This window comes from Pantoea sp. RCC30.1, from assembly GCF_058148845.1.
The window spans coordinates 91,619-110,101 of record NZ_JBXUHX010000006.1 but is presented as its reverse complement, the minus strand read 5'-3'; the positions used below and the strand labels follow the sequence as shown (position 1 = coordinate 110,101).

The window sequence follows — 18,483 nt, the reverse complement described above, 5'->3', positions numbered from 1 at the left end:
GGGGCAATGCGCCCCATCCGATTATCAGCGATCTTCCTCGCTCCAGTTATCACTGTCGTTCATATCATCGCTGCTGGGAATGCGTTTCTCTTCTGCGGCCCACTCACCTAAATCGATGAGCTGACAGCGCTTACTGCAAAAGGGGCGCCACGGGCTGAGCTCATCCCAGATTACATCTTTACCGCACTGCGGACAGGAAACGGTCATTACTTCTTGCTGCATGTTTACCTCTAACAACAGGCCAGTTGGAAGTTAAGGCGGTCGGGAACTTCACCGCGCTCACTATCAAGTGGCATAAAACGAATGGCGTAGCGGCTTTTATGTCCGGACACCTGTGGATAGAGCGCATCCTCCAGCGACAACTGCAGTCGCAGCAGGTCGGCGCCCTCGGCATTATCCTGATAAAAACCATTAAGGCTGGTCTGCATGTGGAACGCGCCGGACTGGCGGATCAGGTCCAGTACCATCGCCAGCGCATGATGCAGCGGTTCCAGCGTATGCATCCAGGCTTCGACCTGTGCATCGCGCGTTTCCTGCGGCAGGTGGAGCCAGATGTGCAGGCCCGGCAAATCAAAGCTGCAGCATCCGCCAGGGATACTCAGTCGCTGGCGCACCAGGGCAATCAGACGATCCTCACGGAGTTGCTGGCCCATACGCGGGGCATTCATCAACTGCGTTGACTGAATTTTGATTTTATCGCGCAGGGCATCCACCAGCGTCATGTCGACACCGGGGACATCAGCCCAGGCGCGTAATTTTTGCTGCTGACGCTCCAGCTCTTTTAACAGTTCTGTCCGCATATCGCCGCGCTCGAAAATATCGAGCAACTCGCCAATCAGACGAAAAAAGGTCAGCGCATTGACGGTCTTATCCAGTGGCGTGGTTTCATCTAACTGATTAATCAAAAACTCAACCCGTAGCCAGGTTCGCATTTTTTCATTCAGTGGGTGTTCAAACAGAACGGGTGTGCTCATGGTATTAATCCTGTTTCGTTGCCGCCAGCCTGAGATAGCGCTGATGGAGTTCGGCAACCTGTGGCAGGGCGTCTTCGGGCTCGCCACTGTTATCAATAATGTCATCGGCACAGGCGAGGCGCTGCTGGCGCGTGGCCTGTGAGGCAAGAATACGTTTCGCCTGCTCGACGGAAAGATGGTCACGCTGTTGAGTCCGCGCTAACTGCGTTGGCTCATCGACATCTACCACCAGTACCCGATCAGCCTGGTGCTGTAACTGATTTTCCACCAGTAATGGCACCACCCAGAGCACATAAGGTGAGGTGGCCTGGGCGATCAGTTGTCGCGTCCGGGCGTTTATCAGCGGATGGAGCAGCGCGTTTAGCCAGCTTTTCTCTTCCGGCTGCTGAAAAATAATGTCGCGAAGCTGTTTACGATCAAGCATCCCCTGCTCTGTCACTATAGACGCACCGAAGTGGGCCTGAATGGCCTGCAAAGCGGGCGTGCCAGGTTCAACAACTTCACGGGCGATCAGGTCAGCATCAATAATTTCCACGCCAGACGTGGCGAATGCCTGGGCAATCGTACTTTTTCCACTGCCGATCCCCCCTGTAAGCGCGACGATATAGGGCATGTTTCTCACCTGACTTCTTTTACGACATGGGTTCAGGGTAAAGATCTGGCTAAAAAACGCAAAAATGCGCGTCAGATCACACCGATAAAGCACAACTAAATTTAACGGATTGTAGCGTAAATAAAGTGAAATTCGCAGTCTTGTCGTGCAGCGAGAGGCGCGTATCATAACGCCACTGGAGCTGTGCTTACTTCGTGAACTACGATTCGTTGCCACTTACCAGGACACTGTTTATGCGTATTGAAGAAGATCTGAAACTGGGCTTTAAAGATGTCTTAATCCGCCCCAAACGCTCCACGCTGCAAAGTCGCTCACAGGTTGAGCTGGAACGCAGCTTTACCTTCAGACATTCGGGCCTTAGCTGGAGCGGCGTACCCATCATCGCCGCCAACATGGATACCGTCGGCACATTTTCGATGGCCGAGGCGCTGGCCAGCTTCAATATCCTTACTGCCGTCCACAAGCATTACAGCGCAGACGACTGGCGCGCGTTTATTCAGCGCGTGCCTGCTTCAGTCCTGAAACATCTGATGGTGTCAACCGGCACTTCAGAGGCCGATCTGAGTAAACTGGTCACGATTATGGCGCTGTCAGACGATCTACAGTTTATCTGCATCGACGTGGCCAACGGTTACTCTCAGCATTTTGTCGATTTTCTGCAGCGGGCACGTGAAACTTTCCCGTCCAAAACCATCTGTGCCGGTAACGTGGTCACAGGTGAAATGGTGGAGGAACTGATCCTCTCCGGCGCGGATATCGTTAAAGTCGGCATCGGCCCGGGATCGGTCTGCACAACCCGTGTGAAAACCGGCGTGGGCTATCCGCAACTTTCTGCCGTCATTGAGTGTGCCGATGCGGCGCATGGCTTAAGCGGACAGATTGTCAGTGATGGCGGCTGTTCAGTGCCTGGCGATATTGCGAAAGCGTTTGGCGGCGGTGCTGACTTCGTGATGCTGGGTGGCATGCTTGCGGCACATGATGAGTGTGAAGGGCAGGTGGTCGAAGAGAATGGCGAAAGCTTTATGCTCTTTTACGGCATGAGCTCCGAGTCGGCGATGAAGCGGCACGTCGGTGGTGTCGCGCAGTACCGTGCCGCAGAAGGGAAAACGGTGAAACTGCCATTGCGGGGGCCGGTCGCTGATACCGCGCGCGATATTCTGGGTGGGCTGCGTTCCGCCTGTACTTACGTCGGAGCAGAGCGCCTGAAAGAGCTGACCAAGCGCACGACCTTTATCCGGGTTAATGAGCAGGAAAACCGCGTTTTCAACCGATAGTCATTCGGGGCGCAGCGTGCGCCCCTTAATGCATTGCATCCCCCAGCCCGAACACCGGCAGGTACATCGCAATCACCAGCGTGCCGACAATGCCGCCAATCACCACCATCATCATCGGTTCCAGCGACGACGCCAGCGTGTCAGCGCGCTCTCGCGTTTCTGCTTCATGCCATTCCGCAAGACGTGCCAGCATCAAATCCAGCGCGCCCGCCTCTTCACCGACCCGAATTAACTGACCACACAAGGGGGTGAACAATGGGTGATTGATCAGCGCCTGATGCAGAGGACTTCCCTGAGCAATGTGCTGCTGGAGTCCGGCCATCGCTTCCCGCCAGAGCAATGAGGAGAGCGTGACTTCCACGGCAGCCAGGCCCTGTAACAGTGTTAACCCGGCGCGCTGCGTGAGATTCAGAATGGTGTAGATCTGCGTCAGTTGCGTGCCGCGCCACAACCCGGAAAGCAGTGGGATGCGCAGGAAAAGCGCCTGCTCACGGCGTTGCCAGCCTGCAGAGCGTCGTCGTAGCTGATGCCAGCCAACCAGCATCAGCGAAACACCAAAGGCCAGCACACCTCCCCATTCCTGAAGCGCGGCTGATAACTGCATTACCGTTGCCGTAAAAGCGGGCAGGGGCGCGTCAAAGGAGTCATAAACCGCAACGAACTCCGGCAGCACGAATAGCAGCATGCCGCAGGTGACAGCCATCGCCACCAGCAAAATGAACAGGGGATAGCGCAGTGCCTTCGCCACCTGATGCCATAACTGCTGCTGGCGGATTTGCTGCTGGGCTAGCTCGCTGCAACAGACGTCCAGCTGACCGGTGAGTTCACCCACCTCCATCAGGGCGGGATAGAGCGCCGGAAAGATCTGCGGCCACTCACGTAATGCCTGTGAAAAAGGGGCACCGCTGAGTACCCGATGATGCAAAGCGAGCATCAGGGCGCGCCAGCCTGCATGCGGATGGCCCTCCGCCAGCAAAGCCAGACTCTCTGCCAGCGGCAGGCCCGCTTTGAGAAGAGTGGCCAGCTGGCGAATCAGATCGGTTTTGTGTTGCCACTTCCAGTCCCCCTGACGCCAGACTTTTTCCCGCTTCCAGCTCACTGGCAGAAAATCGCGCTGCGCCAGCATCAGCAGCAGGTTGTCCCTGTCGACAGCCAGCAGCTGACCACTGCATAACTGGCCCTGACTATCGACCGCCTGCCAGCTGAATAGCGCTGCATTAGCCATCGTCCAGCCCAATCACCCGTTGCATCTCTTCCAGCGAAGTATCACCCCGGCTTACCGCCTCCAGGCCGGAAACCAGAAGAGTGCGCAATCCCTGCTGTTTCGCCAGACTGAGCAGATTCTCCAGCGGCATTTCGGCGGCGATCGCATTTTGCAGCCTGGCATTGATCGGCAGCAGTTCAAACAGCGCCAGCCGACCAAAATAGCCGGAAAAGCAGTGGTCGCAGCCGGGCGCCCGCCAGGTTTGCAGGGTGCCGGGCCAGAGTTCTGCAGGATAGTGCGCCACCGCCTGGGCGGGCTGACGGCAATGGGTGCAGAGGCGTCGAACCAGGCGCTGAGCAACGATCAGTTTCAGCGCTGGTCCCAGCAGATAACCCGGAATTCCCATCTGCCGCAGCCGGGTCAGCGTCTCTGCGGTGGAGTTGGTGTGCAGCGTCGACAGTACGAGGTGCCCGGTCTGCGCCGCTTTCACCGCAATTTCCGCCGTTTCGGCATCGCGGATCTCGCCCACCATGATCACGTCCGGATCCTGCCTCAATAACGCCCGCAACACGCGGTTAAAATCGAGACCGTTTTTGCTATGGATCTGCGTCTGGTTAATGCCGGGCAGCGGGATCTCAATCGGATCTTCAACGCTGCACAGGTTTTTTTCCGGCTTATTCAGGGCGCTGAGTCCGCTATAGAGCGTAAAAGTCTTGCCGCTGCCGGTGGGGCCGGTCACCAGAATCAGTCCCTGCGGCTGGGCCAGTGCGGCACAGAACAGACGCAGCTGCGCCGCGGGTAAGCCGAGCTTATCCAGTGACAGCGCTGCGCTTTCACTCTGCAGCAGCCGGACCACCGCTTTCTCTCCGCCGTAAACAGGTAAGGTCGCCAGGCGAAACGAGGCGGGTTTACCGGCGATCTCCATGCTGAACTGACCATCCTGCGGTAAGCGGCGTTCGGCGATATCCAGCCCCCCGAGGATCTTCAGTCTTGCCAGCAGCGCCGCTGGCTGAGTGGAAGGCAGTGAGGAGAGGGGATGCAGTACGCCGTCGATGCGCAGTCGCACCCGCAGGCTATCCCGACAGGGTTCGATATGCACATCGGAAGCGCGCCGCTCCAGTGCCTGACGCAGAATCAGCTGTGTCGCTTCAATCGCTGACTCTGCGGGTGCTTCTTCGCGCGCCACCAGCGGTGCGTCAGCGTGTTGAAACTGGTCGAGCCGGGCCTGCGGCCAGCATTCGATCTCTATCTGACACTGGCTGGCAAAATGGAGTGCCTCAGCCAGTCCTGGCGGCACACTCTCCGCGACAGCAACACGCAGCTGGCTGGCGTCGTGGTGCAACACCATGGCGCGATAGCGCTGACACAATGCCGCGATCGCCTCATCAGGCTTGTTCATCGCTGGCTCCTTTATCCGCAAAGCGGAACTGCTCCAGGCAATTGTCGCGCAGGCTGTTGTTGTTGCTGGTGCAGCTGCGTTGCCAGCTGATGCCGCCATCGGTGCTGTCCCAGATCGGCAGCATTTCAACACTCAGGCCATTTAGGCTTTCCTGGCCGGCCAGCGTAATTACCCCATTGGTCACGCTTAGTGCTGAGACATAGCGCGATCCTCTGGCCGACGGAATACCCGCCTCTCCGGCCTGACACTGGGTCGGGCCACCACGCTCCATGGCGCAAAGCTCTACCGCGGTTTTGTAGGGCACCATCGTTTGCAGCATGTCGGTGAGGGCCGCGCGCTGCAGATAATTTTGATAAGCGGGCAGGCCAATGGCACTTAAGATCGCCACAATCCCCACCACAATCATCAGTTCAACCAGCGTAAATCCACGTTGATAATTCATCATATCGTCTCCTGATTTAAGAAGGCGACAGGTTAAAAATAGGGGGGCAATGAAAGACAGCCAGAGATCAGCAGACTGGAAACCGTGATGTGAAGAAATTTCAGCATTGCAGCGCAGTCGAAACTGCGCCGGAAGCGGGATCGCAAAATCGCCGTGTCAGGTTAGGGCGAGGCAGGCTACTTTTGTTTGAAACGCATCGAGAGGTCCAGCGCCCGCACATGCTTAGTCAGCGCGCCAACCGACACATAGTCCACGCCGGTAAGGGCGATCTGTGGCAGGGTGGTTTCGGTCACGTTGCCGGAAACCTCCAGAAGGATCCTTCCCTGGTTGAGTTCGACAGCTTCACGCATCGCTTCCAGGCTGAAGTTATCCAGCATCACGATGTCGGCTTCAGCCTCCAGCGCCTGACGCAACTCCTCCAGCGATTCCACCTCAACTTCAACCGGCACATCGGGCTGCAGCCATTGCGCTCTTTCCACCGCCTGAGCAATCGATCCGCTGGCAATAATATGGTTCTCTTTGATCAGATAAGCGTCAGAGAGGCCCAGCCGATGATTGCTGCCGCCGCCACACAGCACGGCATGTTTCAGTGCAGTCCGGAGTCCGGGCAGGGTTTTGCGCGTGTCCAGCAGTTGTGTCTGACTTCCCGCCAGTAGCGCGACATAGCGGCTGACTTCAGTGGCAACACCCGAGAGCGTCTGCACAAAATTAAGTGCCGTACGTTCGGCGGTCAGCAGCAGGCGAGCAGGGCCACTGATTTCAAACAGCAACTGGTCAGCATCGATCTGATCACCATCTTCGACATGCCAGTTCAGAGTTACGTGTGAGCCGAGTTGAATGAAGACCTCTTCTACCCAGCGTTTACCACAGAAAACACCGGCTTCACGGGTGATGACCTGCGCATGGGCCTGGGTCTCGGCGGGTAACAGCTGCGCGGTAATATCGCGGTCAGCATCAATCTCACCACCAAGATCCTCTTTTAACGCCAGCGCAACGGCATCCGGGATGTCACTTTCAATGCGTTTAATCAGTGCCTGACGGCGGCTGTCGGCATCATAACCACGAGATGGCATAGGTGTTTTACTCCAGAAACGGAAATGACAGAGGCGGTCACAATAGCCTGAACCGGCATCAGGTTCCAGCAACAGAGTGTATTTTGTTTAGTATCCTTAACAGTCGGCGATTTAATGTCACCCGACCGACACACTAAGAGGCAAGAATCCTTTATTATTCATGCTATTCTCAGCCTGGTGAAACAAGGAAAACCGGTATGAAAATCAAACAGGGCTGGCTGACCGGTGTGCGTCATGTGCCGTCAACGCATTGCAATGAGCGGCCTGATAATGAGGCGCCCTCACTGCTGGTGATTCACAATATCAGCCTGCCACCCGGTGAATTTGGCGGGCCGTGGATCGACAAACTGTTCACCGGCACCCTACCGCCGGATGCTCATCCCTATTTTGCGGATATCGCCGCTCTGAAAGTGGCGGCACACTGCCTGATTCGTCGTGACGGGGAGATCGTACAGTATGTCCCCTTTGATAAACGCGCCTGGCATGCGGGCGTTTCGCAGTTCGAAGGGCGTGAAAACTGTAACGACTTTTCCATCGGCATTGAGCTGGAAGGGACAGACAGCGAGCCATATAGCGAGGCGCAATATCGGGCCCTGCAGCAGGTAACACGGTTGCTGCTGCAACACTATCCGGTAACGCCTTCACGTATCACGGGGCACAGCGACATCGCACCGGTACGTAAAACCGATCCCGGACCTGCTTTTGACTGGGACTACTACAAACAGCTGTTAACGCAGCAAAAATCCTGATTTTTGCGGAGTCAGTATGACGTTGTTTACCTTGTTGTTGGTTTTAGGCTGGGAGCGCCTGTTTAAACTGGGCGAGCACTGGCAGCTCGAACACCGGCTGGAGCCGATCTTCCGCCATCGCCGGCATTTCTCCATGATACGCACCCTGCTGATGGCTGTGCTGGCGATGGCGCTGACCGCGCTGGTGGTATGGAGTCTGAAAGGCCTGCTGTTTGGTGTGCTACAACTCCTGTTCTGGATCGTTGCCGGACTGCTCTGTATCGGTGCCGGTTCAGTGCGCAAGCACTATCATAGCTACCTGAAAGCGGCCAGTCATGACGACGACGCTGCGCATCAGGCGATGGCGGCTGAGCTGACGCTGATTCATGGCGTGCCGGTAGAATGCAGCGAGCGCGAGTTCCTGCGTGAACTGCAGAATGCGCTGGTGTGGATAAACTTCCGCTTCTATCTTGCGCCGATGTTCTGGCTGGTGGTGGGTGGTCCGTGGGGACCGGTGCTGCTGGTGGGTTACGCGTTTCTGCGTGCCTGGCAAGGCTGGCTGGCAAAACACGGTACCCCGATGGCGCGTTCGCAGTCTGGCGTGGATGCGATTCTGCATCTTCTCGACTGGATCCCGGTGCGGCTGGCGGGTGTGGCTTATGCGCTGCTGGGCCACGGCGAAAAAGCGCTGCCCGCATGGTTTGCTTCGCTGACCGATCGTCACCGTTCTCAGTATCAGGTGCTGACGACGCTGGCACAGTTCTCCCTGTCGCGCGATCCGCACACTGATAAAGTAGAAACGCCACGAGTTGCCGTGGCGTTAGCGAAACGGACTTCACTGGTGCTGGTGGTTGCCGTTGCGTTGCTGACGATTTACGGCACGTTAGTGTAATCAGCAGGCGGCACGCCGAAATCGGGCGTGCCATCTTCCCGCCAGCTGAAATATTTCAGTCGGGTGTGGCGGTTCGGATCCCATAAAGGATCGCCCTCAATTTCAGTGTAGTTACGCGCGTGATAAACCAGGACGTCGCGTCCCGCCTCATCCTGAGTAAAGCTGTTATGACCCGGCCCATACTGATGGTTGTCCCAGCTGGATACAAAGACCGGCCGGGCAGACTTTTGCCAGGCAGCGGTATCAAGCGGATCAGCATCAGCGGCAATCGACAGTATCCCCAGACAGTAATTCTCATCGGTTGCACTGGCGGAGTAGGTTACAAACAGCCGATCGCCGTGACGGATGACCGCCGGACCTTCGTTCACGCTAAACCCTGCGCACTCCCACTCATATTCTGGCCGGCTCAGCATCACCGGCGTACCTTTCAGCGTCCAGGGATTCAGCAGCTCAGCCAGGTAGAGATTTGAGTTGCCGGGAATCAATGGATCTTTCTGCGCCCAGAGATACCAGTTTTTGCCCTGATGCACGAAGTGGGTGGCATCCAGGGAGAAGCTGTCGAACTGGCTGAAGACCCGGCGGCAGGGCTGCCATTCGCCCTGCAACGGATCTGCCGCCTCACATACCAGCGCATACATCCGGTGCTGAAACAGTCCCTCTTTGATCTCCCGCGTCGGCGCTGCCGCGAAATAGATAACCCACTGGCCGTCAATGTAGTGCAATTCGGGTGCCCAGATTAACTCGCTGCAGGGGCCGCTCTCAGGCTTGCGCCAGACCACGACGGGTTCCGCGCTGCGCAGACCAGTCAGCGTTGTGGCGCGGCGGATCTCCAGCCGGTCATACTCGGGCACCGAGGCTACAAAGTAGTAGTGCTGTTCATGGCGCAGGATAAAGGGGTCGGCGCGCTGCTCGATAAAAGGATTCGGCAAGATTGCGGTCATTTAACATCTCCGGTTGGCGTAGCAGCACTGTCGCGCAGGCGAACAGTGTGTAACTCATGGAAGTTTTCGCGGCGCAGCGCGAGATCCTGCTGAATGGTAATCATCATTTTGCGGTCGACCTTCATCAGTCGCACCACACCGGCGGTAATCAGATAGCCGACGCCCGGAATAATGGTGAAGAGCAGCATGATGCCGTTAATGGCCTCAGGGGACTGCTGTTTAGCGCCCGCATTGTAGCCATAGATCGACAGCAGAAAGCCGACCATTGCACCGGCGACCGCCAGTCCCACCTTGAGGAAGAACAGGTTGCCGGAGAAGCTGATGCCCGTGATGCGCTTGCCGGTTTTCCACTCGCCGTAGTCATCCACATCCGCCATCAGCGACCAGTGCAGGGGAGAGGGGATCTGATGCAGGATATTCAGTACAAAGTAGGCGACCACCACCATCACGGTGGCGTGAGGATCGATCCAGTAAAAGCCGCTGGAGAAAAGTGCCAGCGCGATATTGGTCCAGAAGAAGACTTTGAGTTTGCACCAGCGATCGGTGAGCAGTTTCGCCAGCGTACTGCCGACCATCATGCCAATCACCCCCAGGCTGATAAACAGCGTGGCGAAGTGCGTGGACTGACCCATGACCCAGGTCACGTAATACATGGTGGCCGCCATGCGGATGAAGCCAGGACAGACGTTACAGAAGGTCAGCAGCAGAATGCGCACCCACTGGTCATTCTTCCAGACGTCACGCAGATCTTTTTTCAGGTCATCATTGCTCGGTACAGCAGGGCGGATACGTTCCCGTACCGTGGCAAAGCAGAACAGAAACATCGCCAGGCCAATCGTGGCCAGAACCGCCATCGCCATCTGGTAACCGCGTGCTTTATCTTCACCACCAAACCACTCTGCCATCGGCAGCAGCGACAGAGAAAGTATCAGCGTGGCGATGCCGACCATGACAAAACGGTATGACTGGCAGGAGACGCGCTCACCGGGGTCGTTGGTAATCACGCCGCCCAGCGAGCAATAAGGAATGTTAATCGCGGTATACGTCAGCGACATCAGGAAGTAGGTGACGAACGCCCAGATCACCTTGTTGTGGTAGGTCCAGTCAGGCGTGGTGAACATCAGTACGCTGAAGACGACATACGGAACGGAAACCCACAGCAGCCACGGACGAAAACGGCCCCAGCGACTCTGGGTGCGATCGGCGATGGCGCCCATAATCGGATCGGTGACCGCATCCAGTACTCTGACGGAAAGCAACAGCGTTCCTACCAGCGCCGGGGCCAGTCCGAAAACATCGGTATAGAAGTAGTTAAGGAACAGCATGATGGCACCGCCAATCATGTTGCATCCGGCATCACCCATGCCATATCCCAATTTTTCCCGAAACGGGAGGGCTGTACCTTTCATGGTTTTCTCCTGCGCATCCAGTGTGAACAGGAATTATTGTCACTAAATCAGCCAGATGAACGGGAGTAATTCGTTATGAAGATGGACAAAACAGGTGCGGGGAGAGAAGTGTGAACTGGATCGGGGCAGATAAGGCGTGCAGGCTGGCGCGGGGTACGTGCTGCAACCCCCACGGGAGGCCGCAGCACGTGGCAATGCATCAGGCTTTCTGCGTCTGGTTCTTAATAAAGTAACCAATACCCAGAATCACCAGCCAGACCGGGATCAGCCAGACGGAGATAGCCATGCCCGGCGTGGTCGCCATCAGCACCAGAATCCCTGCCAGGAAGATCAGGCAAATCCAGTTACCTGCCGGATAGAGCAGCGCTTTAAAGCGGGTTGTAACGCCCTGCTGATCTTTCTTACGGCGGAATTTGAGGTGTGCCAGGCTGATCATCGCCCAGTTGATTACCAGGGCGGAGACCACCAGCGACATCAGCAGGCCAAACGCTTCACCCGGCATCAGGTAGTTGATCAGTACGCACAGCGCAGTGGCGACAGCCGAGACCAGAATTGTTAACACCGGAACACCGCGACGATCGACTTTCAGCAGCGCTTTCGGCGCATTGCCCTGCTGTGCCAGACCAAACAGCATGCGGCTGTTGCAGTAAACGCAGCTGTTATAGACCGACAAGGCCGCTGTCAGTATCACCACGTTCAGCGCATTCGCCACCATGGCATCACCCAGTTCGTGGAAGATAAAGACAAACGGGCTGACTTCTGCGGTGACGCGGGTCCACGGCATCAGTGACAGCAGGACTGCCAGCGAACCAATGTAGAAAATCAGGATACGCCACAGCACCTGGTTGGTCGCTTTTGGAATACTCACTTCCGGGTTATCTGCTTCAGCGGCGGTGATTCCCACCAGCTCCAGACCCCCAAATGAGAACATGATAATCGCCATGACGGTGACCAGACCGCCGATGCCATGCGGGAAGAAGCCGCCCTGTTCCCACAGATTGCGCACCGTCGCCTGCGGACCGGCGTGACCGCTGAACAGCAGCCAGCCGCCGAACAGGATCATGCCAATCACTGCCACCACTTTAATGATGGCGAACCAGAACTCCATCTCACCGAACACTTTTACGTTGGTCAGGTTGATGGCGTTGATCATCACGAAGAAGATGGCGGCTGAAGCCCAGGTCGGGAAGTCTGGCCACCAGAACTGGACATATTTGCCGACGGCAGTGAGTTCCGCCATGGCAACCAGCACATAGAGCACCCAGTAGTTCCAGCCCGAGGCGAAGCCTGCAAAGTTGCCCCAGTATTTATAGGCAAAGTGGCTGAAGCTGCCGGCAACCGGTTCTTCCACCACCATCTCGCCCAGCTGGCGCATGATCAAAAAGGCAATAAAACCGGCAATCGCATAACCCAGAATGACGGCCGGTCCGGCGGATTCAATGACCGATGCACTGCCCAGAAACAGGCCGGTTCCCACTGCACCACCCAGCGCGATGAGCTGAATATGGCGGTTCTTGAGACCACGTTTCAGCGCTTCGCCTTGCTGTTGTTCCATACAAACCTCGTGATGTTTTTATTCTTCGTTCGCAGCGCAATCCGCTGTAATGAAGGAGTTACAATAACGTATTGATTATTTTACGGTATCTGGCGTGCTGAATGCGGCCATTTGCTACCCTGGCGACAAGAATAGTGATAAGCGAATCGCTTTGCACCTGCTTTCGCCTTTCGTGCTGAGAGTTGACTGAAAAAACGCCGCCCGGGTCACGTCTGCCCACAGCAACTTCTGCCATGAAATTCCGTTAATGACGAATAGCTTTCACTTATGCCTGCCGCTGCGCTAGCGCGCTAAGCGGGTGTAAGGTTTGGTAAAAGTGAAATTATTTAACATTTGCGGTAACGCGAATTTTTCATTTTTTTAACCGCAAGTTAGCGCCAGCAGGGGCTTTGGGGGCAGGTGAATGTCGCAGACACCATATAGACACAAGGTGAATACTTTGTTACTTTACCGGCAACTCTTTGCAATTGGTATTACCAATTTACTCCGGACGACAGGCTTAATAAGAAGGGATGATGGCTTACAGTAAGATTCGCCAACCTAAGCTCTCCGACGCTATCGAGCAACAGCTCGAATCCCTGATTATGGAAGGGACGTTGCGTCCGGGAGAGAAGCTGCTGCCTGAGCGCGAACTCGCCAAACAATTCGATGTCTCACGTCCGTCTCTCCGCGAAGCGATCCAGCGCTTAGAAGCGAAAGGATTATTGCTGCGCCGACAGGGTGGCGGAACGTTCGTGCAGGAGAATCTCTGGCAAAGCTTAAGCGATCCACTCGTTGAGCTGCTCGCCGGCCATCCGGAATCACAATTTGATCTGCTGGAAACGCGTCATGCCTTAGAAGGCATCGCCGCCTATTACGCGGCACTGCGCGGCACAGAGGAAGATCTGCTGCGCATTCGCGACTGCCATGTGAATATCCAGCAGGCGCAGGACAGCGGCGATTTAGACGCCGAAGCGGACGCAGTGATGCAGTATCAGATCGCTGTCACAGAAGCGGCCCATAATGTAGTGCTTTTACATTTGCTACGCTCAATGGGCCCTATGCTGGAACAAAACGTCCGTCAGAATTTCGAATTGCTCTACTCGCGCCGGGAAATGCTGGCAAAAGTGAGCGGTCACCGCGCCAGAATCTTTGAGGCGATTGTGGCCCGTGAGCCAGAAAAAGCGCGCGAGGCTTCACACCGTCACCTGGCGTTCATAGAGGAAATCTTGCTGGACAGAAGTCGGGAGCAGAGCCGTCGAGAACGCTCCCTGCGTCGTTTACAGCAACGTAAGGAATAACGTGCGACAAAGATCGTACTGACATCAGACGAGGCTGCCTGCATCTGCTTTAACAGGCTCCCGATTATTCAACGTATTAGACACAGATAAGGAACACACCCATGTCAGAACGTTTACACAATGACGTGGATCCGATTGAAACTCGTGACTGGCTACAGGCGATCGAATCGGTCATCCGTGAAGAAGGTGTTGAACGTGCACAGTATCTTATTGATCAGGTACTGGGTGCAGCCCGCAAAGGCGGCGTAAAAGTGGCTGCAGGATCTTATGCAATCAGCAACTACATCAACTCTATTGCCGTTGAAGATGAACCCGATTATCCGGGCAACACCTCTCTTGAACGTCGTATCCGTTCCGCAATCCGCTGGAACGCCATCATGTCGGTGCTGCGCGCATCGAAGAAAGATCTGGAACTCGGTGGCCACATGTCATCCTTCCAGTCTTCTGCAACGATTTATGAAGTGTGCTTCAACCACTTCTTCCGCGCGCGCAGTGAGAAGGATGGCGGCGATCTGGTCTATTTCCAGGGCCACATCTCTCCAGGCATCTATGCTCGTGCGTTCCTTGAAGGTCGCCTGACTGAAGATCAGATGAATAACTTCCGTCAGGAAGTTGCTGGTAAAGGCCTCTCTTCTTATCCGCACCCGAAATTAATGCCGGAGTTCTGGCAGTTCCCGACCGTATCAATGGGTCTGGGTCCGTTGTCTGCTATCTATCAGGCGAAGTTCCTGAAGTATCTGGAACACCGTGGCCTGAAAGACACCTCTGCTCAGACCGTTTACGCCTTCCTGGGTGATGGCGAGATGGATGAGCCAGAATCTAAAGGTGCGATCACCATCGCCACCCGTGAAAAACTGGATAACCTGGTCTTCATCATCAACTGCAACCTGCAGCGTCTGGATGGTCCGGTAACCGGTAATGGTAAGATCATCAACGAGCTGGAAGGCATCTTTGCCGGTGCTGGCTGGGAAGTGATCAAGGTCATCTGGGGCGGTCGCTGGGATGAGTTGCTGCGCAAAGATACCAGCGGCAAGCTGATTCAGCTGATGAACGAAACTGTCGACGGTGACTACCAGACCTTCAAATCCCGTGATGGTGCCTATGTGCGTGAGCACTTCTTTGGCAAATATCCGGAAACCGCTGCGCTGGTTAAAGATATGTCCGATGATGAAATCTGGGCATTGAACCGTGGCGGCCACGATCCGAAGAAAATCTACGCGGCGCTGAAAAAAGCGCAGGACACCAAAGGCAAGCCAGTACTGATCCTGGCGCATACCATCAAAGGTTATGGTATGGGCGACACCGCGGAAGGCAAAAACATTGCCCACCAGGTGAAGAAGATGAACATGGATGGCGTGCGCTATATCCGTGATCGCTTCAACGTGCCGGTTGCTGATGACAAAATCGAATCACTGCCGTACGTGACCTTCGAAAAAGGCTCAGAAGAGCATGCTTATCTGCACGGTCAGCGTGAGAAGTTAGGCGGTTACCTGCCAACGCGTCAGCCTAAGTTCACTGAAAAGCTGGAAATGCCAGCACTCGAAGAGTTCAGTGCACTGCTGGATGAGCAGAACAAAGAGATCTCGACCACCATCGCCTTTGTGCGTGCCCTGAACGTGATGCTGAAGAATAAGTCGATCAAAGATCGTCTGGTTCCGATCCTCGCTGATGAAGCGCGTACCTTTGGTATGGAAGGTCTGTTCCGTCAGATCGGTATCTACAGCCCGAACGGTCAGCAGTACACCCCGCAAGACCGCGAGCAGGTTGCCTACTACAAAGAAGACGAGAAAGGCCAGATTCTGCAGGAAGGGATCAACGAGCTGGGCGCAGGTTCATCCTGGCTGGCTGCTGCGACCTCTTACAGCACCAACAACCTGCCGATGATTCCGTTCTACATCTATTACTCGATGTTCGGCTTCCAGCGTATCGGCGATCTGATGTGGCTGGCGGGCGACCAACAGGCGCGCGGCTTCCTGGTCGGCGGTACTTCAGGTCGTACTACCCTGAACGGCGAAGGTTTGCAGCATGAAGATGGTCACAGCCATATTCAGTCTCTGACTATCCCGAACTGTATCTCTTACGATCCTTCTTACGCTTATGAAGTCGCAGTCATCATGCATGACGGTCTGGTGCGTATGTATGGCGAAGCGCAGGAGAACGTTTACTACTACATCACCACGCTGAACGAAAACTACCATATGCCAGCAATGCCGCAGGGCGTTGAAGAGGGTATCCGTAAGGGTATCTACAAGCTGGAAACGGTAGAAGGCAGCAAAGGTAAAGTGCAGCTGCTGGGCTCAGGTTCTATCCTGCGTCACGTTCGTGAAGCTGCGCAGATCCTGGCGAAAGACTACGGTATCGGCTCTGATGTCTACAGCGTGACCTCGTTCACCGAACTGGCACGTGATGGCCAGGATTGTGAGCGCTGGAACATGCTGCATCCGACAGAAGAAGCGCGCGTACCTTACATCGCTCAGGTGATGAACGACGCACCTGCTGTTGCTTCAACCGACTATATGAAACTGTTCGCTGAGCAGGTTCGTAGCTATGTCCCAGCCAGCGATTATCGCGTACTGGGTACCGATGGCTTTGGTCGCTCTGACAGCCGTGAGAATCTGCGTCATCACTTCGAAGTTGATGCATCTTATGTGGTGGTTGCCGCGCTGGGTGAGCTGGCTAAACGCGGCGAGATCGAGAAGAAAGTGGTTGCAGACGCGATCACCAAATTCAGTATCGATGCCGATAAAGTTAACCCGCGTCTGGCTTAAGAGGTAATAGAGTAATGGCTATCGAAATTAAGGTACCGGATATCGGGTCTGACGAAGTTGAAGTCACCGAGATTCTGGTGAAAGTTGGCGACAAGGTGGAAGCCGAGCAGTCGCTGATCACCGTGGAAGGCGACAAAGCCTCAATGGAAGTGCCGTCGCCACAGGCTGGCGTAGTCAAAGAGATTAAAATCTCTACCGGTGACAAAGTTGAGACCGGCTCGCTGATCATGGTGTTTGATGCTGAAGGCGCTGCGGAAGCAGCACCTGCCGCCGCCGAAGAGAAAAAAGCGGACGCGGCGCCAGCGCCAGCCGCTGCTGCGGCCACTGCCAGCAAAGAAGTAGCTGTTCCGGATATCGGCGGTGACGAAGTCGAAGTCACTGAGATTCTGGTGAAGGTTGGCGACAAAGTCGAAGCCGAGCAGTCACTGATTGTGGTGGAAGGTGATAAAGCTTCAATGGAAGTTCCGGCACCGTTTGCGGGTGTGGTCAAAGAGATCACCATTGCGACCGGCGACAAAGTCAGCACCGGTTCAGCCATCATGGTCTTTGAAGCAGAAGGCGCAGCACCGGCCTCTGATGCGAAGCCAGAAGTGAAAGAAGAAGCGGCATCGGCACCAGCCGCTGCTGCAGGCGCAACAGATGTTAACGTTCCGGATATCGGCGGTGATGAAGTTGAAGTCACCGAGATCCTCGTTAAAGTTGGCGACAAAGTTGAAGCTGAGCAGTCACTGATCGTGGTTGAAGGCGACAAGGCCTCAATGGAAGTCCCAGCGCCGTTTGCGGGTATCGTCAAAGCGCTGAAAGTCGCGACTGGCGATAAAGTCAGCACCGGCTCACTGATCATGGTGTTCGAAGTCGAAGGTGCTGCTCCGGCTGCCCCTGCGGCAGCGAAACAGGAAGCTGCACCGGCTCCTGCTGCCAAATCTGAAGCGAAAGCCGTGGCACCAGCCGCAGCCAAAGCCGACAGCAAAGGTGAGTTCGCAGAAAACGACGCTTACGTTCACGCCACCCCGGTGATCCGTCGCCTGGCGCGCGAGTTCGGTGTTAACCTGGCGAAAGTCAAAGGCACCGGCCGTAAAGGTCGCATTCTGAAAGAAGATGTGCAGACTTACGTGAAAGACGCCGTGAAACGCGCTGAAGCGGCACCTGCTGCTGCAAGCGGTGGCGGTCTGCCTGGCATGCTGCCATGGCCGAAAGTTGACTTCAGTAAGTTTGGCGAAATCGAAGAGGTTGAACTGGGGCGTATCCAGAAAATTTCTGGCGCGAACCTGAGCCGTAACTGGGTGATGATCCCGCACGTTACGCATTTCGACAAAACCGATATCACCGATCTGGAAGCTTTCCGTAAGCAGCAGAATGCTGAAGCAGAGAAGCGTAAGCTGGATGTGAAGTACACTCCGGTCGTGTTCATCATGAAAGCGGTCGCAGCGGCGCTTGAGCAGATGCCACGCTTCAACAGTTCGCTGTCTGAAGATGCGCAGAAACTGACGCTGAAGAAATATATCAACATCGGTGTGGCGGTTGATACGCCAAATGGCCTGGTTGTTCCGGTCTTCAAAGACGTGAACAAGAAAGGCATCACCGAGCTGTCTCGTGAACTGATGGCGATTTCGAAGAAAGCGCGCGATGGTAAGCTGACAGCGGGCGACATGCAGGGCGGATGCTTCACTATATCCAGCCTGGGCGGCCTGGGAACTACACACTTCGCGCCGATCGTTAACGCGCCGGAAGTGGCTATCCTGGGTGTCTCTAAATCGGCGATGGAGCCGGTGTGGAATGGTAAAGAGTTTACTCCGCGTCTTATGATGCCGATTTCTCTTTCCTTCGACCACCGCGTAATCGACGGTGCTGATGGTGCACGATTCATCACCATCATCGGCAATATGTTGTCTGACATTCGTCGTTTAGTTATGTAAATGTAAAGAAGGCCG

16 protein-coding genes are annotated in these 18,483 nt (G+C 55.6%); 6 read left to right on the top strand and 10 right to left on the bottom strand.

Going from position 1 to position 18,483, the window contains the following annotated elements:
* Window positions 1–24: 24 nt before the first annotated feature.
* From yacG to coaE, 3 genes are read right to left on the bottom strand one after another with little or no spacing between them, the layout of a single operon-like run.
* Window positions 25–222: a DNA gyrase inhibitor YacG gene (yacG, locus tag AC2LB6_RS07790; RefSeq protein ID WP_136196541.1), complete on the bottom strand. Its 198-nt coding sequence runs from the start codon at window positions 220–222 to the stop codon at window positions 25–27.
* Between the two features lie 8 nt (window positions 223–230).
* The gene (gene zapD, locus AC2LB6_RS07785) at window positions 231–974 is read right to left on the bottom strand and encodes a cell division protein ZapD (RefSeq protein ID WP_490093071.1); all 744 of its coding nucleotides are present in this window, start codon (window positions 972–974) and stop codon (window positions 231–233) included.
* A gap of 4 nt (window positions 975–978) precedes the next feature.
* On the bottom strand, window positions 979–1,587 hold the full coding sequence (gene coaE, locus AC2LB6_RS07780; RefSeq protein WP_490093070.1) for a dephospho-CoA kinase: 609 nt from the start codon (window positions 1,585–1,587) through the stop codon (window positions 979–981).
* A 233-nt stretch (window positions 1,588–1,820) separates the two neighbouring features.
* On the opposite strand from coaE, the gene AC2LB6_RS07775 reads away from it, so the two are divergent.
* Window positions 1,821–2,861 (top strand): GMP reductase, encoded by a 1,041-nt coding sequence (locus AC2LB6_RS07775; protein ID WP_490093069.1) that lies wholly within the window; start codon window positions 1,821–1,823, stop codon window positions 2,859–2,861.
* A 25-nt stretch (window positions 2,862–2,886) separates the two neighbouring features.
* Here AC2LB6_RS07775 and hofC read toward each other — a convergent pair whose 3' ends face one another.
* The 4 genes from hofC to nadC form a co-directional block, all read right to left on the bottom strand.
* Entirely contained in the window at window positions 2,887–4,086 is a 1,200-nt protein-coding gene (gene hofC / locus AC2LB6_RS07770; protein ID WP_490093068.1) for a protein transport protein HofC, read from the bottom strand.
* Complete coding sequence (gene gspE, locus AC2LB6_RS07765) at window positions 4,079–5,464, bottom strand: type II secretion system protein GspE (RefSeq protein WP_490093067.1); 1,386 nt, start codon at window positions 5,462–5,464, stop codon at window positions 4,079–4,081. The genes hofC and gspE overlap by 8 nt, the downstream gene beginning before the upstream one ends.
* Window positions 5,451–5,906, bottom strand: coding sequence for a prepilin peptidase-dependent pilin (gene ppdD / locus AC2LB6_RS07760; protein WP_490093132.1), 456 nt, complete (start codon window positions 5,904–5,906; stop codon window positions 5,451–5,453). Before ppdD ends, gspE begins: the two co-directional genes overlap by 14 nt.
* A 176-nt stretch (window positions 5,907–6,082) precedes the next feature.
* Window positions 6,083–6,979, bottom strand: coding sequence for a carboxylating nicotinate-nucleotide diphosphorylase (nadC, locus tag AC2LB6_RS07755; protein WP_490093066.1), 897 nt, complete (start codon window positions 6,977–6,979; stop codon window positions 6,083–6,085).
* A gap of 197 nt (window positions 6,980–7,176) precedes the next feature.
* Between nadC and ampD the strand changes: the two genes are divergently transcribed.
* Together ampD and ampE are read left to right on the top strand one after the other, a co-directional pair.
* Window positions 7,177–7,728: a 1,6-anhydro-N-acetylmuramyl-L-alanine amidase AmpD gene (gene ampD / locus AC2LB6_RS07750; protein ID WP_136196549.1), complete on the top strand. Its 552-nt coding sequence runs from the start codon at window positions 7,177–7,179 to the stop codon at window positions 7,726–7,728.
* A gap of 16 nt (window positions 7,729–7,744) precedes the next feature.
* The gene (gene ampE / locus AC2LB6_RS07745; RefSeq protein ID WP_490093065.1) at window positions 7,745–8,599 is read left to right on the top strand and encodes a beta-lactamase regulator AmpE; all 855 of its coding nucleotides are present in this window, start codon (window positions 7,745–7,747) and stop codon (window positions 8,597–8,599) included.
* Here the strand turns inward: ampE and AC2LB6_RS07740 are convergent.
* From AC2LB6_RS07740 to aroP, 3 genes are all read right to left on the bottom strand, one after another.
* Window positions 8,581–9,540, bottom strand: a complete 960-nt coding sequence (locus AC2LB6_RS07740; protein WP_490093064.1) for a glycoside hydrolase family 43 protein — start codon at window positions 9,538–9,540, stop codon at window positions 8,581–8,583. The genes ampE and AC2LB6_RS07740 overlap by 19 nt on opposite strands.
* Window positions 9,537–10,949, bottom strand: a complete 1,413-nt coding sequence (locus tag AC2LB6_RS07735) for a glycoside-pentoside-hexuronide (GPH):cation symporter (protein WP_490093063.1) — start codon at window positions 10,947–10,949, stop codon at window positions 9,537–9,539. Before AC2LB6_RS07735 ends, AC2LB6_RS07740 begins: the two co-directional genes overlap by 4 nt.
* 199 nt (window positions 10,950–11,148) lie before the next feature.
* Window positions 11,149–12,504, bottom strand: a complete 1,356-nt coding sequence (aroP, locus tag AC2LB6_RS07730) for an aromatic amino acid transporter AroP (RefSeq protein WP_490093062.1) — start codon at window positions 12,502–12,504, stop codon at window positions 11,149–11,151.
* Window positions 12,505–13,019: 515 nt separating this feature from the next.
* On the opposite strand from aroP, the gene pdhR reads away from it, so the two are divergent.
* From pdhR to aceF, 3 genes are all read left to right on the top strand, one after another.
* The gene (gene pdhR, locus AC2LB6_RS07725; RefSeq protein ID WP_090964305.1) at window positions 13,020–13,784 is read left to right on the top strand and encodes a pyruvate dehydrogenase complex transcriptional repressor PdhR; all 765 of its coding nucleotides are present in this window, start codon (window positions 13,020–13,022) and stop codon (window positions 13,782–13,784) included.
* 101 nt (window positions 13,785–13,885) lie between these two features.
* Entirely contained in the window at window positions 13,886–16,552 is a 2,667-nt protein-coding gene (aceE, locus tag AC2LB6_RS07720) for a pyruvate dehydrogenase (acetyl-transferring), homodimeric type (protein ID WP_490093061.1), read from the top strand.
* Between the two features lie 14 nt (window positions 16,553–16,566).
* Window positions 16,567–18,468: a pyruvate dehydrogenase complex dihydrolipoyllysine-residue acetyltransferase gene (gene aceF / locus AC2LB6_RS07715; RefSeq protein WP_490093060.1), complete on the top strand. Its 1,902-nt coding sequence runs from the start codon at window positions 16,567–16,569 to the stop codon at window positions 18,466–18,468.
* Window positions 18,469–18,483: the final 15 nt, after the last annotated feature.